Source organism: Motiliproteus coralliicola (genome assembly GCF_003345655.1).
GTDB classification, from domain to species: domain Bacteria; phylum Pseudomonadota; class Gammaproteobacteria; order Pseudomonadales; family Balneatricaceae; genus Motiliproteus; species Motiliproteus coralliicola.
In genome coordinates, this window is record NZ_QQOH01000002.1 from 598,683 (window position 1) to 621,122 (window position 22,440).

Sequence of the window (22,440 nt, forward strand, 5' to 3'; positions counted from 1 at the left end):
CTGCGTGAACCGGACGGCCGCGGCAACAGAATAGACGGAATCAGGCGATGAAATTCAGTGAAAAGTGGTTGCGGGAGTGGGTAAACCCCGCCATCGAGACAGACGCGCTGGTAGCGCAGATCACCATGGCTGGTCTTGAGGTTGACGGCGTCGAGCCGGCAGCTGCCGAGTTCAGCGGTGTCGTGATCGGTGAGATTGAAGCCGCCGAGCAGCACCCCAATGCCGACAAGCTGCAGGTTTGTCGTGTCAGCGACGGCAACGAGACCTTCCAGGTGGTTTGTGGTGCCCCCAACGCCCGTGCTGGCCTGCGGGTGGCCTTCGCCAAGGTTGGTGCGGTATTGCCGGGCAACTTCAAGATCAAGAAGGCCAAGCTGCGCCAGGTCGAGTCTTTCGGCATGCTCTGCTCCGGTGAGGAGCTGGGTATCAACGAAGACAACGACGGTATCATGGAACTGCCGCTGCAGGCGCAGCCGGGGCAGGACCTGCGTGAGTTCTTCGATCTGGATGACCAGATCATCGAGGTCGATCTGACTCCCAACCGTGGTGACTGTTTGAGCATTGCTGGTCTGGCCCGTGAAGTGGGTGTGCTGAATAAAGCACCGGTGACCGAAGTTGCGGTTGAGCCGGTTGCGGCCACTATTGACGATACCTTCCCGATCGAGATCGAAGCTGGAGAGGGTTGTGCCCGTTTTGTCGGCCGTGTGATCAAGGGGATCGACCCGACCGCGACCACGCCGGTCTGGATGGTTGAGAAGCTGCGCCGTAGCGGTATCCGTAGCATCGATCCGGTAGTCGACATCACCAACTACGTGATGCTGGAGCTGGGTCAGCCGATGCACGCCTACGACCTGGCGACCCTGAACGGCGGTATCCGGGTGCGGATGGCCGAATCCGGTGAAAAACTCACCCTGCTCGATGGGCAGGAGTGCGAATTGAACAATGAAACCCTGTTGATCGCCGACCATCAAGGTCCGCTTGGCTTGGCGGGGATCATGGGTGGCGAAGGCTCCGGTGTTGCCGAACAGAGCCGTGACATCTTCCTTGAATGTGCCTACTTCAACCCGCTGGCGATTGCCGGTAAGGCGCGCTCCTACGGTCTGCACACCGATGCATCGCACCGTTTCGAGCGTGGTGTTGACCCCGAACTGCAGGTCAAGGCCAGTGAGCGTGCTACTGCTCTGCTGCTGGAGATCGTTGGTGGTGAAGCCGGTCCGATCACCGAGGTTGCGCTGGAGCAGCACTTGCCGGCGTCTCGTACCGTCAAGCTTCGCGCCGAGCGGATCAAGAAGCTGCTGTCGCTGGACATCGAGGCTGACGAAGTCGAAGAGATCCTGACTCGCCTGGGCATGGGTGTCAGTGCCGACGGCGATAGCGCTTGGCAGGTCGATGTACCGGCCTATCGTTTCGACGTGTCGCTGGAAGAGGACCTGCTGGAAGAGCTGGCCCGTATCTATGGTTACAACCGGATGCCGGTTCGTACCAACCACGCAACCCTGAAGTTGACCCCGCAGCCGGAAGCACAAAAAGGCTTGCCGGATCTGCGTCGCCTGCTGGTGGCTCGCGGTTACCAGGAAGCGATCACCTACAGCTTTGTTGAGCCGGGCTTGTTGGCCAAGTTTGATTCCGAGCATCAGCCGGTGGCGCTGGCCAACCCGATCTCTGCCGATATGGCGGTGATGCGAACCACGCTGTGGCCGGGCCTGATCAAGGCGATGCAGCACAACCAGCACCGCCAGCAAAGCCGGATCCGTCTGTTCGAGACCGGTCAGCGCTTTGTACCGGGTGACGATGGCTTGATCCAGGATGACGTGATTGCTGGCGCGCTCTTCGGTACCTGCAATCCGGAAGGCTGGACCGGTCATAAGCGTGTCGTCGACTTCTTCGATGTGAAGGGCGATCTGGAAGCGCTGTTGGCGGTCAATGGTGATGCCAATGCGTTCGAATTTGAAGCCGCCGAGCATCAGGCGCTGCACCCGGGGCAGACCGCTGCGATCAAGCGCGATGGCGAACTGGTGGGTTACGTCGGTGCGCTGCACCCTAGTCTGTGCAAAGAGCTGGGGCTCAACGGCCCGGTGTTCCTGTTTGAACTGGCGCTGGATGCGGTGATGGTTGACCGTCTGCCGGCCTTTAGCGAGCTGTCCAAGTATCCGGGTACCAGCCGCGATATGGCGCTGGTGGTAGATCAGCAAGTGGCGGTTGCCAAGGTGCTTCAGCTGACCCGCGAAAAAGCCGGTGAGTGGCTCAAGGATGTCACCCTGTTTGATGTCTATAGCGGCGAAGGTATTGAAAACGGTAAAAAAAGTTTGGCTCTCAGCTTGACCTGGCAGCATCCATCGCACACGCTTAATGACGAGCAAGTCAACCAGTTCTTTGATGCCGTGGTGACTGCCGCCGAACAACAGTTGGGTGCAGTGCTGAGAAGCTAACGACGCAAAGGGCTTTTTTCGCACAGGAGGCTCTATGAGCTCTTTGACCAAAGCTGAGATGTCCGAGCGCTTGTTCGACGAGATCGGTTTGAACAAGCGCGAAGCCAAAGAGATGGTCGAATCGTTCTTCGATGAGATCCGTACCTGTCTGTCGGAAAACGAACAGGTCAAGCTCTCGGGCTTTGGTAATTTCGACCTGCGTGACAAGCGTGAGCGTCCGGGACGGAATCCAAAAACCGGCGAGGAAGTGCCGATCACCGCACGTCGCGTAGTGACCTTTCGTCCCGGGCAGAAGCTGAAAGAAAAAGTCGAAACCTATGCCGACTCAGAAGACTGAGCCGGCTCCCCCCATTCCAGACAAGCGCTACTTCACTATCGGTGAAGTAGCGTCTTTGTGTGGGCTAAAGCCTCACGTATTGCGCTATTGGGAGCAGGAGTTCGAGCAGCTGCAGCCGGTCAAGCGGCGTGGCAACCGGCGTTATTATCAGCGACAGGATGTGTTGCTGGTGCGTCAGCTCTGCCATCTGCTTTATGAGCAGGGGTTCACCATAGCCGGCGCCCGTCAATGGCTCGATGGCGAGCAGGCCGATGACGATAATCAGCGCTCCCAGCAGTTGATTCGACAGACAATTTCCGAACTTGAGCAGCTGCTCGTTACCCTCAAATCGGTCTAGGGCCTGCCAGCACTTCTTGCACCATGCCTGCAGCCCCCTTCGGGTTGTCTCTGAAAAACCGCCCCTCGTCGTTTTTCGTTGCTTATTTGGAATAACCAAACGATGATCCTCTCGCCTCGATTGGCACTTTGTCAGAGACAACAGACACGACGCCAGAAGTACCAGCAGACCCCGTTTGAATTTTCCAAACCGGCTCTTCCACTGAGTTGGGGGATGGGGTAGTATTCGCTCTCGCTGTCGCAAGGCAGCTGTAATTGCCTGAATTCGGGGCGTAGCGCAGTCTGGTAGCGCACTTGCATGGGGTGCAAGGGGTCGCAGGTTCAAATCCTGCCGTCCCGACCATTATCCGGTCGATCGAATTCGCTTCCCGTACCGTTCGGTACCTTCCTGGAAGTTAGCGGGCAATTTCTTGTAGTCGGGGCGTAGCGCAGTCTGGTAGCGCACTTGCATGGGGTGCAAGGGGTCGCAGGTTCAAATCCTGCCGTCCCGACCATTATCCGGTCGATAGATTTACTTCGGTACCTTCCTCGAAATCAGCAGGTAATGCCTTATAGTTGGGGCATAGCGCAGTCTGGTAGCGGCTTTTTGCCTGAAGATGGCATGGGGAGAAAGGGTCAAATCCTGCCGTCCCGACGATTAGTCTTCGATGTTGTTGAGACGGGCTTTGATCAGTGCCGGTTAGTGGTCGTTTGCAGGCTGTTACTCGTAATCCTGTTTAATCTTCCAGTCGTTCTGCTGCTCTTCGAACTTACTCCACTCATCCTGCTCGCTGGTTTGCGGCTTGGCGGCAGCTTCGGCTTCGGCGATCTGCTGTTTTAGCTGCTTGAGCTTGTTGGTGAGGTGCTGGATCCGTTTGTTGAACAGGTTCTTGGTGTTGATGCGCTTGAGTTTCTTCAAGCAGTTACTGTAGTGAACTGCAGCCACCTTGGTCTTTTTGTTCTGCTCGGCGTTGCGGGCGCTGATCAGGGCGATATCGACACTGATCAGTTCAAACATCATTTTGCCCTGATTGGAGTACTTCACCGCAGCGGCCTTATCGAGGCTGCCCTCTTTGCTCATCGCCACGATGGTGTTGACCAGGTCCTTGATCCGGGCGCGTAGTCCCTGTCCGCTTATCGGGTCGCTGAACGGCGGCTTGAGGGTGTCCAGGGCGCTCTTGAACTCCTGCTTTTGCAGCTCGTCGATCTTTTTCGATAGGGCGCCTGCGCTGGAGTGGCGGGGATCCAGTTCGAGGATTTCGTGGCAGTTGCGCTTGAGCAGCGTCAGCATAAATTGACGCAGGTCGGCGGTCATATAGTTGTGGGGGATGTCGCTGAGCATTGAGCTGATCCGGCGGATTCGCTCATTGATTACCTTGATTTTCAGTGCGCGGGCCTTGCGGGCGTTCTCCATCGATTGGGCCACAAACGCGGCGCCCACCATCACGACGATACCCACGATAATCAGCGTGACGATGGTGGCAGGACTCATAAGCTCTCCGGTGGTCAGGGGACATCTAACACCCTAGGTTTTTCCAGCTACCAAGATAGCTTGAAGCCCTTATGACGGCAATGGCTTTCAACCCGGTTACTGCGCTCTATCGGCGGCAGGGGCGATTGCTTGAATGGTTGATCTGAATCGACCCCGATAGTTTCGGCGATAGTCGTGGGTTTACAAGGCAGGTTTGAGTAGAAAGTGATCGGTGCTGGGTGATTTTTATTCGATCTGGGAGAGTCGCTAGCGGCTCCTATATACAGTGTTAAATTTTCTGAAAAAAAGTGCCTTTGCTCGCTTGACGGTTTTTTTTTAAGTCCCTATTATACGCGCCTCCTTTGATGAGGATTCAAAGGAAACGCGACGTCCCATTCGTCTAGTGGCCTAGGACACCGCCCTTTCACGGCGGTAACAGGGGTTCGAACCCCCTATGGGACGCCATCGCGGGAATAGCTCAGTTGGTAGAGCGCAACCTTGCCAAGGTTGAGGTCGCCGGTTCGAACCCGGTTTCCCGCTCCAAATCCTCAAGGCTGCGTCCCATTCGTCTAGTGGCCTAGGACACCGCCCTTTCACGGCGGTAACAGGGGTTCGAACCCCCTATGGGACGCCATCGCGGGAATAGCTCAGTTGGTAGAGCGCAACCTTGCCAAGGTTGAGGTCGCCGGTTCGAACCCGGTTTCCCGCTCCAATCTCTCTTCTTCTATCTGTCATTTCTTCAACGACCTGTATCAACAGACTTGTTGCTAAGGCTATGTCTTTGTTGGCAATGTAGTATTCTTGCCCTATCCGAAGCAGGTGCGGATACTGATCGCTAGCTAATCCTGCCGGACCACCAGTCGACACTTAGCTTTCCGGACGTTGCCTGCGTATGCGTGTAATAAACACTGGTCGATCAAACCGCCTGCTTACAGTGATCCTACAGTTGGGGTTGCTGATGTTGTTGGCTGCCTCCGCGCAGGCCGGACGGACGATCAACTCCGCAACTGTCAATGGTGGCAGTAGTGCCACCGTTGCACCGGGAGCCAGTATCACCGTAACCTTGAACGTCACCACCGACGGTAATGGCAGCAATAATGACTGGGAATCGACCGACTGGCTGATCGGAACAAGCTCCAGTGGCAGCTATACCTGTAACAACCATGCCGATAACACGTTTACCGGAACCCATACCGAAAGTTTCACCATCACCGCGCCCAGTACTCCCGGTACCTATAATGCTTACTTTTGGGCTTCCCACAACGATAGCTGCGGCGGTAGCGGTTCCAACCTGTTTACCTTGACCAATGCGATTACAGTCTCCACCGGGACGACCTGTAGTGCGGAAACTGTGGCGGATAACTTTGATTCGGTTTCGTTTTCCCAAAATGATGGTTCTCGGAATTGGTCCGGCGATTGGCAGGAGATTGGTGAGAGTGATGGGGCCAGTGCTGGCTTCGTCCGGGTTAGGAATGACAGCTGCAGCTCCGGAAACTGCCTGCGTCTGGGGGTTATCTCCAGCGAGCCAGCGCAGTCTTTTTCAAATGTCGGTGCCAGCCGAGAGGTTGATCTGAGTGGAGCGACCACTGCGACTCTGACCTTCAACTACCGTACCGGCGTTATCCAAAATTCGGAGACCGTCAGTTTGCAGGTGTCCGCCAATGGCGGCAGCAGTTGGACCACGCTCCGCACCTATACCGTTTCGTCTACCAATTCTTCCGCCACCGCTGAAAGCGTTGATCTGTCGTCATATATCGCCAGCAATACCCAGATCCGTTTTCTAGCGTCGGGTTCAAATGCGATTGTGGGGTTTTATGCCGACGATATCGAAATATCCTATGACCCCTGCAGTACCTTATTGGCCGAGTGGCGGTTGGATGAAACCAGCTGGAATGGAACCTCCGATGAGGTGGTTGATAGTGAAGGCAGCAATCATGGCGTTGCAAACAGCGCAGACACGGCCAGTGGTCTGCTTTGCAACGCAGCGGATCTGTCGGCTGCTGGGACCAGTGACTACATTTCCCTTGGCTCCGGAGCATTGAATGGCGCCACTGACTTTACGATTTCGGCCTGGATTAAAACGTCTAACAGCGGTAGCCAGGCATTGATATCCGGTGCCAACAGCTCCCAGGCCAACGAGTTGATTATGTGGTTTCCGAGCGCTACCTCTTTCGAACCCTGGTTGAAAGGTGTTGATCCGTCATCGATTAGCATCGGCAATATCGCTGATAACCAGTGGCACCACCTGGTATGGACTCGTAGCGGTAGCCAAAACTGTATCTATCGTGATGCCAGTCTGCAGGGGTGTACTAGCGGGTCTACCTCAGCATTGAACATCGATAGCGGTGGTCTGATTCTAGGTCAGGAGCAAGATTCAGTAGGTGGTGGTTTCGACTTGGGACAAGATTGGCGAGGATTGGTGGATGAGTTGTTGATCTTTAACGAAGCTGTTTCTGCTTCGCAGATCACCAGTATCTACAACAATACTCTAGCTGGCGATAATTGGGACGGAACGGAGCGAGACTGCCCGAGTGGTAGTTGCAGCGTTACCTATAGTGATGATTTTTCTGCGGCTTCCTTCACTAATAGTTCAGGCTCGGTGAACTGGTCGGGAGGTTGGACCGAACATGACACGGCTTCCACAGGGGCTGCTGCAGGCTATGTGAGTATTAGCGGTGGCAAGTTACATCTACAAAATTACACTCCTTCGGAGTCTTCAAGTCGGCCCGGTGTTGCCCGGGGCTTTTCTCTTGCAGATGCCTCTGAAGCGGTTGTGTCATACAGCTATAGCCTAACCGACGCCGTCGATTCGGATGATAGTGTGCTGGTAGAGATATCCGATGATGGCGGTAGTTCCTGGACTACGATCGATACCATTACCGGCCTTGGGGGGGGGAGCCATTCAAATTCGATCAGTCTGTCTTCTTTCTCTTCGATCTCATTCACCAACAATATGCAGATATCCATTCGCATTAGTGGAAACATTAATAGCGGTAGCTGCTGTTACGGTGGTAGTAACGAAATAATCAGTTTCGAGTTCGTCACCATTACTACGCAGGAACCTTGCAGCGCATCAGATGTTGACCACTACGCCATCAGTCATAGTGGGCAGGGCGTCACCTGTGAGGCCGAATCGATCACCATTACCGCCCATGATTCCAGCGAAGGGACCGTTGAGCCCGGCAACAGCGTCAGTCTGACGCTCAATACCGGCACTGGCATCGGCGACTGGAGCCTGATTACCGGTAACGGTAGCCTGGCCAACGGTACCGCCGGGGATGGTATTGCCAGCTATAGCTGGGGCAGTGGTGAGAGTGCTGTGGTGCTGGCGTTAGCCCATCCAGCCGTGACAACGGCTCCCCATATGGATATTGACTTGGTCGATAATAATAGTGCCACTGATAAGGACGGCGATGGCACCGAAGATCCTAAACTGGCTTTCAGCGATGCTGGGTTCCGCTTCTACGGCGCGGGTGTGGCCAACAACATCGGTAACCAGATTGCCGGCAAGGAGAGCAATCTGGCCCCTGGCAACCAGACGATCGAGATCAGGGCAGTACAGACCAATACCGATACCGGTGCCTGCGAGGCCCGCCTTACCAATACCCAGATCGTCCAGATGGCCTATCAGTGCCGTAATCCAGCGACCTGCCAGGGTGATAACAAGCTGACCCTGAACGACAGCACCACGTTGCGGGCTAATCCGGCAACGGGGGTGACTAATTACAGTAATGTCAGCCTGAACTTCGGCAGTAATGGCCAAGCCAGTTTTACTTTCGACTACAGCGATGCCGGCCTGATCCAGCTGCATGCCAGCAAAACTCTAGCCGCCAGCGGCGAGGATCCGCAGGTTACCCTGTCGGGCAGTTCCAATGAATTTGTGGTGCGTCCGTTTGGTTTCCATATCGACGTGCCGGGTAACCCGGCTGCCATCAGTGCGGCAGGGGATCCCTTTAAAGCGGCCGGAGAAGCCTTCGCCGCCACGGTGACGGCGGTGCTCTGGGCTTCGGGCGATGACAGCGACAGCGATGGGGTGCCTGATAGCGGCGCCGATCTGTCGGATAACGGTGTGACGGCTAATTTTGGACAGGAGAGTACGGCCGAGACCGTGACCCTGACTCAGGGGCTGGTTCTACCGACCAATGGGACGAATCCGGCTTTGAGTAATGGCACCTTCAGCGGCTTTAGTGCCGGTGCCAGCACCAAGTCCAACCTGTCATGGAGCGAAGTCGGGATCATCAGTCTGACGGCCAACGTGACCGATGGCAGCTATCTGGGGGCGGGTGCCGTAACCGGAACGCTGCCTTATGTTGGACGTTTCTATCCGTCTCACTTCCGCCTTAGCGCTGCGACCCTGACCAACCGGACGGACCTGGCTAGCTGCAGCAGTTCCAGCTTTACCTATATGGGTGAGCCTTTCGGCGTTCAGTACAGTCTTAGCGCCGAAAACAGTAGCGGTGTAATCACCAGGAACTATGCTGGCAACTTCGCCAAGCTCGATACCAGTGGAGAACTGAACCTGGGGGCTGTCGATGGGACTACCGATCTCAGTAGTCGGCTGACGCTGGATAGCGCCAGTATCGTCTGGCCAGCTCTCGATCATACTGGTGCCGGAACGGCTGCGATTGATCTGAACCTTCGTATCGATCGGGATTCATTGCCCGATGGGCCGTTTGCCGCTCTATCAGTCGGTACGGCGCCAAATGATGAGGATGCCCAACTCAACAGTTTTGATCTGGATGTCAGCGGTGACACATTCTTCGATCACGGTCTGCTGGGGAGTACCCGAATTCGCTATGGTCGGCTATTGGTGGGGAATACCTTCGGACCGGAAACCGAAGATCTCGAGGTACCGTTGCAGTTGGAGTATTTTGACGGTATCAACTTCATCCTCAATACCGATGATAGTTGCACCACCTATATCAATACATCGACGAGCCTGGATCACAGTAATTACGGCTCTGACAATCTTGAAGCCGGTGATACCTCGGTTACCTCGCCCAATACTGAAACGGAAGTCGTTGCTGGACAAAGCCCGAGTTCAGCACCGTTAGTATTGTCTGCACCGGGTGTCGGTAATGAAGGACAGGTTGATCTGATTTACGCCGCCCCGTCTTGGTTGGAGTTTGATTGGTTCGGGGGCGGCGATACCGATCCGCGGGGGCAGGCCACTTTCGGTCGCTACCGCGGTAACGACCGGATGATCTTCTGGCAGGAGAATTTCAGCCAGTAATACCTTTAACCGATTGGGCTGAAAAGGGAGATAGGCTAGGGTTTAGTGCAGCTCCTCTTCCCGGCTGAATTGATCGATCTCCTCGTCGCTGAGAAAGTGCAGGCAGCTGCCGCCCAGTTGCCACAACAGCTGACGGGGAATCATTGGGGTCAGGTTGGGGTGCATCGTGATCAGGCTGGACAGTACGTCCTGCGCCAGGTGTTTGTATTCCTGCTCCTGATCGATGGCGTCAAAAACCTGTTCGAAGCGCTGCTCGATGATCTCAACCGCTTCGTCGCTGCCGGTGGCCTTGAGCGCCTGGACGCTTTGTTGAAACAGCTGTAGAAGTTGGGTGCGGATCGCAGGGGTTTGGCTCATGGTCGGCAACTCGTATCGAATGGGGTGTAAGCCCGTAGTGAAGTAGGGGGTCTATTATGCCAGTGGTTTGGCAAGATGCGATGTCAGTTGGCAATCTGATTATTGATGACGAGCACAAATACCTGTTCTGTCTGATCAACGGTGTTGAGCTGGCGCTGAAACTGGATAACAACCGAGCAATCCTGAAGCAGCTGTTCGAGCAGTTGGAAGAGTACACCCTGAGTCACTTCCGCCAGGAAGAGAAGACCCAGCTGAAGATGAAGTACCCCGGCTATATCGAGCACAAGATGGAGCACCAGCGGATCCTGGAGCAGATGGCGGCCCTTCGGCAGCGGGTGTTGGAGAGCGAGCCCATCAGTGCTGAAGAGGATCTGGAGGTGATTCTGGAACAGGAGACCGCCAAGATCGATAACTACGGCGAGCCGGGATCCGGAGCGGCCGAGCCAGAACCTGCCGAGAGTGACTCGCTGAATCTTGATCCCCAGGTGCAGGAGCAGGTCGTGGGCCTGTTACGAGGCTGGGTGTTGGATCATGTGCTGAAGACCGACATGCAGATGAAAAAGTACCTGCAGCGGTTGCCGAAAAACTTCCTCTGATCGTCATCGGACGGCTTAAAAACCGGGCCTTGCCGTTGAAAACGGACTTCGGTGGCCCAACATAGGACGGGTCTATTTCTGGTCTCACCTTTTCAGGAAATCACTATGACCCAGGCCCTGTCCATCAGGGGGTTGAGAAAAACCTACGATAACGGCTTCGAGGCCCTGAAAGGGATCGATCTCGAAGTCCAACAGGGCGACTTTTTTGCCCTGCTTGGCCCCAACGGTGCCGGCAAGTCGACCACGTTAGGAATCGTCTCCACTCTGGTCAATAAAACAGCCGGTAGCGTATTGGTGTTTGGCCATAACCTTGATACCGATTCCGTGGCGGCCAAGAAGTCGATGGGCGTCGTGCCCCAGGAGTTCAACTTCAATCAGTTTGAGCAGGTGCGCGATATCGTCGTTACCCAGGCCGGGTATTACGGCATGTCCCGCGGCGAAGCCAACGACTCGGCTGACCATTATCTACAGGCGTTGGGCCTCTGGGATAAGCGCCATACCACGGCCCGGATGCTGTCCGGTGGGATGAAGCGTCGGTTGATGATCGCCCGGGCGCTGATCCACAACCCCAAGCTGTTGATTCTGGATGAGCCGACCGCCGGGGTCGATATCGAGCTACGTCGCTCGATGTGGGAGTTCCTGCAGCGGCTCAATGAAGCGGGTACCACCATCATCCTGACCACCCACTATCTCGAAGAGGCCGAAAGCCTGTGCCGCAATATCGCCATCATCGATCGTGGCGAAATTCGGGCCAACACCTCGAAGCGCGAGCTGCTGAGCCAGCTCAATCGTGAGACCTTCGTGCTGGATCTGGCCCAACCGCTGCAACAGCTGCCGCGTCTGGAGGGCTATTCGATCGAACTGGAAGGTGACCACACCCTGTTGGTCGAAGTGGATAAGTCGCAGGGGCTCAATGAGCTCTTCGCGCAACTGCAGCAGCAGGATATCCAGGTGGCGAGTATGCGAAACAAGACCAACCGGCTCGAAGAGTTGTTTGTCCGGCTGGTGGAAAAGAACCTGGAGTCATAATGCGAATTCAAGACAATAGCATCGCGCTGATGACCATCGTCAGCCGCGAGATTCGCCGCTTTCTACGGATCTGGGCCCAGACCCTGCTGCCGCCGGCGATCACGATGACGCTCTATTTCATCATCTTCGGTAACCTGATCGGTTCCCGGATCGGTGAGATGGACGGCTATGATTACATGGAGTTCATCGTGCCGGGGCTGATCATGATGTCGGTGATTACCAACTCCTACGGTAATGTGGTGTCGTCGTTCTATAGCGCCAAATTCCAGCGCCATGTCGAAGAGATCATGGTGTCACCGGTGCCGGCTTCGATCATTCTGATCGGCTATGTCCTCGGTGGGGTCGCCCGGGGGTTGGGGGTCGGCTTGATCGTGACCCTGCTGTCGCTGTTTTTCACCGATCTGCAGGTGCACAACCTGTTTGTGGTCGTGGCGGTGGTATTCTTGACCGCCGTGCTCTTTGCCCTGGGAGGCTTTATCAATGCGATCTTCGCCAACAGCTTCGACGATGTGGCGATCGTACCGACATTCGTGCTGACACCGCTGACCTATCTGGGCGGAGTCTTCTATTCGATCCAGCTGTTGCCTGAGTTCTGGCAGGGGGTGTCGATGGCCAACCCGATTCTGTACATGGTCAACACCTTCCGCTACGGGATACTGGGTGTCAGCGATATTGACCTGAGCTTTGCCTTTGGCATCATTCTGGTCTTCATTGTGGCGCTCTACAGCTTTGCGCTGCATCTGTTGAAAACGGGCAAGGGGATCCGTCATTGAGTTCCGATAATCACGAAGCGATCAAGCAGGCACCGTTGGGCCAGGATACCCAGTATGTTTGCCACTACGATCCAACCCAGCTGTTTTCAATCGAGCGGGCCAATAACTGGCAGAAACTGGGCTACGACAAACCGCCGTTCCGGGGTTTCGATCTGTGGAATGCCTACGAGCTGTCGTGGCTGGATCCTAAGGGCAAACCCCAGGTAGCAATCGCCGAGTTCCGCATTCCCTGCGATTCGAGCCATATCGTCGAGTCGAAGTCGTTCAAGCTCTACCTCAACTCCTTTAATCTGACCCGTTTTGACTCGGTCGAGCAGGTGCAGCAGCATCTGGTTGAAGACCTGAGCCGGGCCTTCGGCGGTACTGTCTCGGTGGCGATCCAGACCCTGGATGCGGCCGGGATCATCGAGCCCCTTAAAGGAGAGTCGTTGGATCAGCTGGATATCGAGGTCGAGCACTACCAGCCGGCGCCGCAACTATTGAGCAGCGCCGAAGGGGACCCGGTGGATGAGCAGCTCTACAGCCATCTGCTCAAGTCCAATTGTCCGGTCACCGGGCAACCGGATTGGGCCAGTATTCAGATCGAATACCGGGGTCAGCCGATCGATCGTGAAGGGCTGCTCAAGTACCTGATCTCCTATCGTGAGCACGGCGATTTTCACGAGCAGTGCGTCGAACAGATCTTTCTGGATATCTACCAGCGCTGCCAGCCGGAACAGCTGAGCGTTTATGCCCGCTATGTCCGCCGGGGCGGTCTGGATATCAATCCCTATCGCAGCACCGAAGCGTTCACCCCGGATAATATCCGCCTGCTGCGCCAATAACGCTCGATCGATAGAGCTTGTAAGCAGACTCAGACAACAACAAGACGGAGAATCACAATGGATGCCTTGGAACTGCTGCATAACCGGGTCTCGTCGCCGATGCTGGGCGACCAGCCTCCTACCGAGGAGCAGCTGCAGAACATGTTTCAGGCCGCGGTGCGGGCTCCGGATCATGGTGCCCTGCGACCCTGGCGATTTCTGACCGTCGCCGGTAATGACCGTGCCAAACTGGGCGAACTATTTCTGGCGGCCGGTCTGGCCGACGAACCGGAGATGAGTGAGGCGAAGCAGAACAAGCTGCGCAATATGCCGCTGCGGGCACCGATGCTGGTGGTGGCGATCGCCAAAATCCAGCCGCATCCGAAAGTGCCGGAAGTGGAGCAGCAGATCGCCGCGGGTGCCGCGACCCAAAATCTGTTGTTGGCCGCGTTCGCCCAAGGGGTTGGCGGAATGTGGCGGACTGGCGATATGGCCTACAACACTCAGGTGATGGAAGGCTTGGGTTTGGCCGAGGACGAGCAGATCATCGGCTTTGTCTACCTGGGATCGCAGCCGGAAAAGATGAAGACACTCTGTCCGTTGGATCCGGCCGATTATGTTCAGGGCTGGCCGGGCGCATAAGTGCTGATTTCCCCACTCAAGGAGACTTGTCGAAAATGGACACCAAGGCTCAGATCGAACAGTTCCAGCAGTTTATCCACCAGCAGATTCCGCTGACGAACCATATGGGATTTGCCGGTATCGACTACGATGGTCGTGACCTGGCCTTCGAGCTGGCATTGGATGCCAACCATAATGATAAGGGCACGGCGTTTGCCGGCGCGCTCAGTGCTGGCGCCAACCTGTGCGGTTGGGGGGCAATTACCTTACTGCTGCAATCTGAACAGCAGCCCTACGATGTGGTAATCCGTGACAGCCGGCTTGAGTACATACTGCCGGTCACCCGCGACTTCCGGCTCCAGACCCGGATGCCTGATTCAGAGCAACTCCAGGCCTTTGTTGAGCGTTTAAGAGAGCGGGGTAAAGCCCGCTGTGATCTGGAGGTTGAGGTGATCGAGGCCGGTAACTGCTGTTTCCGTTTCAGCGGTTCTTATGTGGCGTTGCGCAAAAAGGACTGGCGCTGATTGGCTGTTTTTCCTGTGACTGCCCAAACACCCTGAGGGCAGATGAAAGAAACTGGTTGACCCTGAAGTTTACTTTAGGGTTTACAGTTAGGCATCACAGGCAGAACCATAGACAGAACCACAGGGTGCTCCATGGCCTACCAGCTTCAACTCGAAGGCGTCAGCTGCAATAGCTGCGTCAACAAAATCCGCCGGCAGATCCAGCAGCTCGACAGTGACGGCGACATCCAGGTCGATCTGGAAACCCTGCAGGCGCAGGTCAACAGCCGCCTGGCGCTCACCGAGGTGATCGACACCATCGCTCAACTGGGCTATCCAGCCAGCGAGCTACAATCTAAGACCAGTAACCGCATCCTTCTTCAGCTCGAAGGTGTGAGTTGCAATGGCTGCGTCAACAAGATCCGCCAACAGATCCAGCAACGTGACAGCGATGGCGATATCCAAGTGGATCTGGACAGTCTACAGGCAGAGGTCAGCAGTAAGCTGGCCGAAGCGGAGGTGCTGGAGCTCATCCGTGCGCTGGGGTATCCGGCCCAGGTGCTTGAACCGTCCGAGCTGACACCATTGGCGAGTTGTGACTCTGCTGGCCAAGACAAACTGGTGCCGACTACGAGTGTTGAGTCTCCATCGGCTATTCCTTCCCCTTCGATTCCAATTGAAGCACCTGCCTCGTTAACTGCTTCGGTCCGTGACGGCAGTGAGCCGTCGATCCAGCTGGCGTTGAGCGGACTGACCTGCGCCGCCTGCGTCAGCAGTGTTCAGAAAGCGTTGGATGCCGTTCCGGGGGTGGATCGGGCAGAGATCAATTTCGCCAACCGCACCGCCCAAGTAATGGGGTCGGTTACCGATGCGGCACTGATCGATGCCGTGATCGAGGCCGGTTATGGCGCCGAAGCGATTCAGGATCCCGAGCAGTTGGAGCGGCAGCAACAGCAGCAGCGTCAGCAGGAGATGAAAGAGAAGCGCCGCAACAGCCTGTTGGCCCTGGGGTTGGGGCTACCGATGATGGCCTGGGGAATGGCCTTCGGGATGGCGGTCGAGACCCCAACTCAACAGCTGGGTTGGGGCCTGGTTGGGCTGCTGACCCTGCTGGTAATGGGCTTCTGTGGCGGTCATTTCTTTACCGGAGCCTGGAAAACTCTGCGTAACCGCGGTGCCAACATGGACAGCCTGATCGCGTTGGGAACCGGTTCGGCCTGGCTCTACTCGATGCTGGTAGTGCTCTGGCCCGAGCTGCTGCCAGCACAATCACGGGGGCTTTATTTCGAAGCGTCGGCGCTGATAATCGGTTTGGTCAACCTGGGTCAGGTGCTTGAATTGCGGGCCCGGGGGCAGACTCAACAGGCGATTCGCGGCCTGTTGGACCTGCAGCCCAAGCGTGCCCGGGTGCTGCGTGACGGTATCGAGCAGGAGTTGGCGGTGGAACTGGTGCAGCCGGGCGATCTGATCCGTTTGCGTACCGGCGAAACCGTGGCGGTCGATGGTGAGGTTGAGCAGGGCGACGCGCTGCTCGATGAGTCGATGCTGACCGGTGAACCGCTGCCGGTGGCCAAAACAGCCGGCGATGCCGTGGCGGCAGGAACGATGAATACCCAGGGGGCGCTGTTGTACCGGGCCACCCGGGTCGGGCGCGATACCGTATTGGCCGGAATTATCTCGATGGTCCAACAGGCCCAGAATTCCAAGCCGCCGATCAGCAGGATGGCGGATCGGGTCGCCTCCGTGTTTGTGCCGGTGGTGATCCTGATCGCTCTGGCTAGTGCCATGCTCTGGTGGTTGTTAGGGCCGGAGCCGAAGGCGGTGTATATGTTGGTCAGCTCGGTTACGGTTCTGATCATCGCCTGTCCCTGTGCATTGGGGCTGGCGACGCCGATCTCGACCATGATCGGCATCGGTAAGGCGGCCGAGCTGGGAGTACTGATCCGCAACGGCGATGCGCTGCAGCGGGCCAGTGAGATCACCACCCTGGTGCTGGATAAGACCGGTACCCTGACCCAGGGTCGACCTGATGTGGTTGAGCTTGAGCTGGCCGAGAGCGCCGAGTCCCGCCAGGTACTGAACCTTATCCATGGCCTGGAGAAAAACTCTCAGCACCCGTTGGCGGCGGCACTGAATCGCTACTGCGACAGCCAGGGAGTGGAGCCGCTGGATGTGCAGGGCTTTGAGACCCTTGATGGTTTGGGGGTTCGAGCCAGGACCGAGGCTGGTGAATCCGTACTGCTCGGCAATCGTCGGCTGATGCAGCAGCAGGGCATTGATCTGTCCCCCATGGCAGGGGTGGAGCAGCGTTGGCAGCAGCAGGCCTGGACCCAGGTCTACCTGGCCTATCAGGGACAGTTGCTGGCGATGGTCGCCATTACCGATCCGCTACGTGAGGATGCCGCACCGGCACTGCAACGTCTGCACCGGCAGGGGGTTAAGTTGGTGATGCTGACCGGGGACAATTCAGCCTCGGCCGAAGCGGTGAGTCAGCAGCTGGGGATCGACGAATTCCAGGCCGAGCTGTTGCCGCAGCACAAGCTCGATTATGTGGCTCAGTTGCAGCAGCGTGGCGAAGTGGTGGCGATGGTTGGAGACGGTATCAACGATGCGCCGGCGCTGTCGCTGGCCGATGTCAGCTTTGCCATCGGCAGCGGCACCGATGTGGCGATCGAGAGTGCCGATGTGGCCTTGATGCACGATTCGCTCGACGGGCTAGCCGATGCGGTGGAGTTGAGTCGGGCGACCCTGACCAATATCCGTCAGAACCTCTGGGGCGCCTTTATCTACAACAGTATCGGGATTCCGATCGCTGCCGGGTTGCTGTTCCCGCTGACTGGTATGTTGTTGAATCCGGTGGTAGCCGGGTTGGCGATGTCGCTGTCATCGGTGACCGTGGTGACCAACGCCAATCGGTTACGGTTATTTCGGGTTCAGCGCAGTTAATTAGCGCTCAAATCCGGAAAAGTGGTCAAAGATTGTCCTTAATCACAATGTGATAATTGTTGATTTTTTGTACCCCGGTATAATGCTCGCCATGGAGAGTTGTGGTGAGTCGAGGGATCGGCTGTTCATTATCTCTGCGTCTGTGATTTTTTGAGTCAGTAGTCACCCGATGCAAATTTTTCAGCATATCCAGCAATATCTCGGAGCGTCCATCGACCGGGAAAGGTTGCAATCGTTGTTATCCCAGCGCGGTCACGCATTCGGGTTCAGCGATAGCCGTGCCCTCTATATCAACAGCCGGGTTAGGATGCTGGCGCTGCTGTTCGCCATTCTGACCCCGCTATGGATTCCCATCGACTATCTATTGCTGGACTCGGCACAGTTTCAGCTGATGGCGGTGGTTCGGCTGTTCTTCTCGCTGATGCTGCTGATGTTGTCGGGAGTTCCTGATCAGGATGTCAGCCTCAGACAGGCCCATAATCGGCTGTTTGCACTGATGGTCATGCCGGCGGTGTTTCACCTGGCCAGCCTGATGATCCTTGCCTCGGTTCCGCCGAGTGACTACCTGATCTGCTACAGCTTCCTACCGTTTCTGATTATCGTCATGCATTCGGTGTTTCCGTTGACCCTGTTTGAGGGAGTGCGGCTGGCGCTGCTCAGCATTACCCTGCTATCGCTTGGGCCGATGTTGCAGGGGAGTTTGTGGAGTTTTGGCGGCTTCGCCAACATGTGGTTGATGTGCCTGCTGATGGGGGTGGCGCTCTGGACTCAGATTTCTCAGCTGCAGATGAAGATCCAACTGTTTGAGGAAGCTACCACCGACCCGCTGACCGGTTTGCTCAACCGCCGAACCTTGATGAATCAATTGGTGCATATCCGTCGTCTGCTGCTTCGCAACGGACGGCCGGTGGCGCTGTTGATGATGGATCTGGACCATTTTAAGCAGATCAACGACCGCTTCGGCCACCAGGTGGGCGATAAGGTGTTGAAGGTATTTTCCAATATTCTGCAGACCCAGGTGCGCAGCTCGGACTATGTGGCTCGCTTTGGTGGGGAGGAGTTTCTGGTGGTACTGCCGGAGGCCCGTACTGGCGATGCCGTACTGCTGGCCGAACGGATCCTCAACGCCTGTCGCGGCACGTCAATCGAACTCCCGGATCAGACCAAGATTGGCTTCAGTCTAAGTATCGGGGTTGGTCGGTTGGACATTAACAACACGGTGGAGGCGTCCCTCAGTAGCGTCGATGCGGCGCTTTACCGTGCCAAGCAGGAGGGGCGAGACCGCTATGTGGCTGTCGATAGTACCTTCGAAGCCGCTCAATACGACCAGTTGTTGCCCGCGTCTAAGCCAAAAAAAGCCGCGCGTAAACTACGCACGGCTATTGGCTGGCGCTGATCAGCCAGCCTGGAAGCCCTCCGGCAGCTGCAGGTGAACATCCTGCTGCGGGTAGGGGATTGAGATGCCCTGGGCATCGAAAGTCAGCTTGACCTTCTCATTCATATCGAAGAAGACGCCCCAGTAGTCGGCGGAGTTGACGAACATCCGTACGGTGAAATTGACCGAGCTATCGGCCAGCTCCGATAGCAGTACCTGATTGTCATGATCCTTCAGAATCCGATCATCTTCGGCCACCAACTGCTCCAGAATCGATTTGGCCTGTTTCAGATCGTCGTCGTAACCGATACCGAACACCATGTCGACCCGACGGATCGGGCTGAGGGAGTAGTTGGTGATGGTGCCGTTGCTGATCGGGCCGTTGGGAATAATGATGGTCTTACGATCGCCGGTATGCAGGATGGTGTTGAAGATCTGAATCTCCTTAACAATGCCAGTTTGACCCTGGGCTTCGATAAAGTCGCCGACCTTGTAGGGCTTGAACAGCAGGATCAGGACTCCACCGGCGAAGTTGGCCAGGCTGCCCTGAAGAGCCAGGCCGATGGCTAGACCGGCGGCACCGAAGATGGCGATAAAGGAGGTGGTTTCGATACCGACCATCCCGGCAACACTGATCAGCAGCAGTACCTTGAGAATGGTGCCGGCCAGCTTTTCCAGGAAGATCGCCAGGGTCTCTTCCACCTTGGCGGCTTTCAGCGCCTTATCAAAGCCTCGGACGATTGCACCGATGATCCAAAGGCCGATGAGCAGCGTCAAAATGGCCAAAATCAGTTGGCTGCCGTAGAGGGCCCCATACTCAACAATTAGGTCGGAGTATTTCTCCATATTTTCGAGGCTTATTTGTTCCATGGTCTAAAACCCTTAATAAAGATAGGTATAAGCACTGCCTTTTACAGCAGCGCCGGTAAGTGTAGCCAATATAGCGGCGGGATCCGGTATCAATCCAGATCAGTAACTGACTTTTTTCAATTTGGAAGCAGGGGCGCCTCGGCGAGCCGATCAGGACGAGTGATGGCGGAGCCTGGTTTAGGACTGTGTTACCAATTTCTTAGTTGAAATAGCTGCGCTTTTTCTTACGGAACTGGGTGACTTGAAGGGACAGCAGGAACAGGAACAGCAGCAGTGTTTGCTGCGGCAGGCTCAGCCCGAACAGGGTCCACTGTACCTCGGCGCACTCGCCGGACCCCGACAGGATGATCGAGAAGGCCTGTTGTAGCGGGAAGTTTTCCAATAGGTAGTTGAGTCCGGGGCCGCACTCTGGGACTTGATCGCCGGGTAGGCTTTGCAACCAGATATGACGAAGGTTGAGGCCGATGCCTGAGAGGCTGAGCAGGATCCCCAGCAGGGCATAGAAGCGTTGGCCAAGTTGGCGAGGGTTGTGTAACCAGGCCAACAGAAAGGTTGCCGCCAGAGCGACGACCATCAGGCGGGACGCCATGCAGAGTGGACAGGGTTCGAGTCCCAGTCGTTGTTGTAGATAGATAACGGCAAAAGCGAGTGCGCTGATACAGCTGATCAGCCCAAGGAAATTCAGTCCCCGATAGCGGCTTAGGCTACTGTCATCAATATAGGTCAATGCTTCATTCCGTCCGGTCGCAAACAGCTACTGTCATCTTTCAACTAATGCGGCGAATCCCTTGATAAATCAAATACTCATCGGCGTCAATCCGTAGCGGGCCGATCACCTTGAAATTGAGTTATTTTCATCTTGTTTCGATGCTGGGGCGATGATCGCTAATGCCGTACAATGGCCTTTGAGTGAATTTTTGCAGGAGAGTTCTGTTGGAACCGATCATTGTTTTTCTGCTCTGTGGTGTTTTTCCGATGAGTGCCGCCATCGCTGCCAGCAAGCTGATGAAGATGCCCGAAGAGGAGCGTCCGGCGTGGGTGCGCGAGGAGGCTAAACTGCAGCGGGTTGTGATGCTAGGCAATCTCTTTGGTCTGGTGTTGATCGCAGCGCTTTGGTACGGCTTTACCCGATTGGAGTGGTGGATCCCGGTTCTCTGCCTGGTCCTGACTTTCCCGGTTATCCACCTGATGGTCATTGAGCGGCTGTTTGGTTTGTCGAAGAGCTTTATGTTCAGCGGAGCTTTGTCCCTGGCCAGTCCGGTGCTTCTATGGCTGCACTGGTAAGCGCTTGGATCGAGCAGTCACCGCCTGGAATGCTGGCGGGCCTGGTGGTGATTTTACTGCTGTTGGGGTGGTTGCTGGGCTATCTGCCCCAGCGCTCGCGTCTGTTAAGTCAGCAGGTGAAACAGCAACGGGAGCTGCAGCAGGCCGAGCAGCAGTTCGCTGAGCAGGCTGAACAACTGCGACAGATGTCGGAGCAGAATACCGCGCTGCAGGTGGAGCTGTCGGGTAGCCGCGAGCGGGCTCAAGGGCTACAGCGGCTGGAGTCAGAACTGAGTCAACGGGATCAGCAGTTGCAATCCCTGCGTCAGGAACATCTCCAGCAACAGACCCGGCTGGGCGAACTGCAGGCACAGCTTGAAGCCGAGCAGCGTCATCATGTGGATAAGCTGGCGATGCTGGAGCAATCCGGCGAAAAAATGGTGCAGCAGTTCCGTGCGCTGGGGCAGCAGATCTTTGAAGACAACAGTCGCAAATTCGGCTCCCAGCAGCAGGAGAAGATCCAGCATCTGCTGCAGCCGCTACGTGAGCAACTGGGCGATTTCCGTCGCCGAGTCGACGATGTCTACGACAAAGAGGCAAGGGATCGTCAGGGGCTGGCGGAACAGATTAATCAGCTCAAGCAGCTCAACCTGCAGATGAGCGAAGACGCAATAAACCTGACCAACGCGCTCAAGGGTGAGAACAAAACCCAGGGCAACTGGGGAGAGCTGGTGCTGGAGCGGGTGTTAGAGGAGTCCGGGCTGCGCCGGGGCTACGAGTATGAACTACAGTTAAGCACCCAAAATGAAGAGGGTCGCCGACTGCAACCCGATGTCGTCATTCACCTGCCGGACCGTAAGGATATCGTCGTCGACTCCAAGGTCTCGCTGATCGCCTATGAGCGCTACTGCTCCAGCGATGATGAATCCGAGCGTGAGGCAGCGTTGCGTGAACACTTGCTGTCGGTCAAGCGGCATATCAAGGGGCTGAGCGAGAAAGGCTATGAATCCCTGAAGGGGGTTCGCTCCCTCGACTTCGTGTTGCTGTTTATTCCCGTGGAAGCGGCTTTTCTCACTGCCATTGAGCAGGATCGCTCGTTATTCGGTGAAGCGTTCGAACGCAATATTCTCCTGGTCAGCCCGTCAACTCTATTAGTGACACTTCGTACCATTAATAATATCTGGCGGTATGAGAAGCAAAATGCCAACGCCCAGGAGATCGCCAAGCGTGGTGGTGAACTCTATGACAAGTTTGTCGGTTTTGTCGCGGCGATGGAGGATGTGGGTAAATATATCGATCAAAGCCGGCGCTCGTATGAAACTGCGATGGGGCGTCTGTCCACCGGTAAGGGGAATCTGGTCAATCGAGCCACCGCGTTGAAAAAATTGGGTGTGCGTGCCAAGAAAGATTTGCCCGAATCCTTGGTTGAAGGCAGCGAATCGGAAATTAAACCCGGCTTGGCCGGTTCCGGTTCTGATGCTGTTGAAGATAACGATTTAACCTTGATTAAGCCCTGAGGTTA

At 56.2% G+C, this 22,440-nt stretch carries 18 protein-coding genes and 6 tRNA genes; 20 read left to right on the forward strand and 4 right to left on the reverse strand.

Annotated features, from left to right (window positions below):
- The first annotated feature begins 47 nt into the window (after positions 1-47).
- From pheT to DV711_RS09655, 5 genes are all read left to right on the forward strand, one after another.
- A complete protein-coding gene (gene pheT, locus DV711_RS09635; protein WP_114695457.1) occupies positions 48-2,426 on the forward strand; it encodes a phenylalanine--tRNA ligase subunit beta in 2,379 nt (792 codons plus the stop codon).
- 34 nt (positions 2,427-2,460) lie between these two features.
- On the forward strand, positions 2,461-2,763 hold the full coding sequence (gene ihfA / locus DV711_RS09640; RefSeq protein ID WP_114695458.1) for an integration host factor subunit alpha: 303 nt from the start codon (positions 2,461-2,463) through the stop codon (positions 2,761-2,763).
- Positions 2,744-3,100 carry a MerR family transcriptional regulator gene (locus DV711_RS09645; RefSeq protein ID WP_114695459.1) on the forward strand — a complete coding sequence of 119 codons (357 nt, stop codon included), beginning with the start codon at positions 2,744-2,746 and terminating at the stop codon, positions 3,098-3,100. The genes ihfA and DV711_RS09645 overlap by 20 nt, the downstream gene beginning before the upstream one ends.
- A 265-nt stretch (positions 3,101-3,365) precedes the next feature.
- A tRNA-Pro gene (locus tag DV711_RS09650) sits at positions 3,366-3,442 on the forward strand.
- A gap of 74 nt (positions 3,443-3,516) precedes the next feature.
- A tRNA-Pro gene (locus DV711_RS09655) sits at positions 3,517-3,593 on the forward strand.
- 206 nt (positions 3,594-3,799) lie between these two features.
- Here DV711_RS09655 and DV711_RS09660 read toward each other — a convergent pair.
- Positions 3,800-4,570 carry a hypothetical protein gene (locus tag DV711_RS09660; protein WP_114695460.1) on the reverse strand — a complete coding sequence of 257 codons (771 nt, stop codon included), beginning with the start codon at positions 4,568-4,570 and terminating at the stop codon, positions 3,800-3,802.
- A gap of 368 nt (positions 4,571-4,938) precedes the next feature.
- On the opposite strand from DV711_RS09660, the gene DV711_RS09665 reads away from it, so the two are divergent.
- The 5 genes from DV711_RS09665 to DV711_RS09685 all read left to right on the forward strand — a co-directional run bounded on the left by DV711_RS09665 (position 4,939) and on the right by DV711_RS09685 (position 9,782).
- Positions 4,939-5,014 (forward strand) — tRNA-Glu (locus tag DV711_RS09665).
- A gap of 2 nt (positions 5,015-5,016) precedes the next feature.
- A tRNA-Gly gene (locus DV711_RS09670) sits at positions 5,017-5,092 on the forward strand.
- 15 nt (positions 5,093-5,107) lie between these two features.
- A tRNA-Glu gene (locus tag DV711_RS09675) sits at positions 5,108-5,183 on the forward strand.
- A gap of 2 nt (positions 5,184-5,185) precedes the next feature.
- Positions 5,186-5,261: transfer RNA gene (locus DV711_RS09680), tRNA-Gly, on the forward strand.
- A 246-nt stretch (positions 5,262-5,507) separates the two neighbouring features.
- Entirely contained in the window at positions 5,508-9,782 is a 4,275-nt protein-coding gene (locus tag DV711_RS09685) for a LamG domain-containing protein (protein ID WP_165840062.1), read from the forward strand.
- A 42-nt stretch (positions 9,783-9,824) separates the two neighbouring features.
- Here the strand turns inward: DV711_RS09685 and DV711_RS09690 are convergent, their stop codons facing one another.
- A complete protein-coding gene (locus tag DV711_RS09690; protein WP_114695462.1) occupies positions 9,825-10,139 on the reverse strand; it encodes a PA2817 family protein in 315 nt (104 codons plus the stop codon).
- 80 nt (positions 10,140-10,219) lie between these two features.
- Here DV711_RS09690 and DV711_RS09695 point away from each other — a divergent pair, with 80 nt between their 5' ends.
- From DV711_RS09695 to DV711_RS09730, 8 genes are all read left to right on the forward strand, one after another.
- Complete coding sequence (locus tag DV711_RS09695; protein ID WP_165840063.1) at positions 10,220-10,735, forward strand: bacteriohemerythrin; 516 nt, start codon at positions 10,220-10,222, stop codon at positions 10,733-10,735.
- Between the two features lie 105 nt (positions 10,736-10,840).
- Positions 10,841-11,764: an ABC transporter ATP-binding protein gene (locus DV711_RS09700; protein ID WP_114695464.1), complete on the forward strand. Its 924-nt coding sequence runs from the start codon at positions 10,841-10,843 to the stop codon at positions 11,762-11,764.
- A complete protein-coding gene (locus tag DV711_RS09705; RefSeq protein ID WP_114695465.1) occupies positions 11,764-12,537 on the forward strand; it encodes an ABC transporter permease in 774 nt (257 codons plus the stop codon). The genes DV711_RS09700 and DV711_RS09705 overlap by 1 nt, the downstream gene beginning before the upstream one ends.
- The gene (queF, locus tag DV711_RS09710; protein ID WP_114695466.1) at positions 12,534-13,361 is read left to right on the forward strand and encodes an NADPH-dependent 7-cyano-7-deazaguanine reductase QueF; all 828 of its coding nucleotides are present in this window, start codon (positions 12,534-12,536) and stop codon (positions 13,359-13,361) included. The genes DV711_RS09705 and queF overlap by 4 nt, the downstream gene beginning before the upstream one ends.
- Positions 13,362-13,418: 57 nt before the next feature.
- Positions 13,419-13,982, forward strand: coding sequence for a nitroreductase family protein (locus tag DV711_RS09715; protein WP_114695467.1), 564 nt, complete (start codon positions 13,419-13,421; stop codon positions 13,980-13,982).
- A gap of 35 nt (positions 13,983-14,017) precedes the next feature.
- Positions 14,018-14,485: a YiiD C-terminal domain-containing protein gene (locus DV711_RS09720; protein ID WP_114695468.1), complete on the forward strand. Its 468-nt coding sequence runs from the start codon at positions 14,018-14,020 to the stop codon at positions 14,483-14,485.
- Positions 14,486-14,617: 132 nt separating this feature from the next.
- Entirely contained in the window at positions 14,618-17,410 is a 2,793-nt protein-coding gene (locus DV711_RS09725; RefSeq protein WP_114695469.1) for a heavy metal translocating P-type ATPase, read from the forward strand.
- 169 nt (positions 17,411-17,579) lie between these two features.
- Entirely contained in the window at positions 17,580-18,806 is a 1,227-nt protein-coding gene (locus tag DV711_RS09730; RefSeq protein ID WP_114695470.1) for a GGDEF domain-containing protein, read from the forward strand.
- Here the strand turns inward: DV711_RS09730 and DV711_RS09735 are convergent, their stop codons facing one another.
- Together DV711_RS09735 and DV711_RS09740 are read right to left on the reverse strand one after the other, a co-directional pair.
- Complete coding sequence (locus DV711_RS09735) at positions 18,807-19,655, reverse strand: mechanosensitive ion channel family protein (protein WP_114695471.1); 849 nt, start codon at positions 19,653-19,655, stop codon at positions 18,807-18,809.
- 199 nt (positions 19,656-19,854) lie between these two features.
- Positions 19,855-20,382, reverse strand: a complete 528-nt coding sequence (locus DV711_RS09740; protein WP_243633778.1) for a disulfide bond formation protein B — start codon at positions 20,380-20,382, stop codon at positions 19,855-19,857.
- Between the two features lie 206 nt (positions 20,383-20,588).
- Here DV711_RS09740 and DV711_RS09745 point away from each other — a divergent pair, with 206 nt between their 5' ends.
- Complete coding sequence (locus DV711_RS09745; RefSeq protein ID WP_114695472.1) at positions 20,589-20,939, forward strand: hypothetical protein; 351 nt, start codon at positions 20,589-20,591, stop codon at positions 20,937-20,939.
- Complete coding sequence (locus tag DV711_RS09750) at positions 20,924-22,435, forward strand: DNA recombination protein RmuC (RefSeq protein ID WP_114695473.1); 1,512 nt, start codon at positions 20,924-20,926, stop codon at positions 22,433-22,435. Before DV711_RS09745 ends, DV711_RS09750 begins: the two co-directional genes overlap by 16 nt.
- The last annotated feature ends 5 nt before the right edge of the window (positions 22,436-22,440 follow it).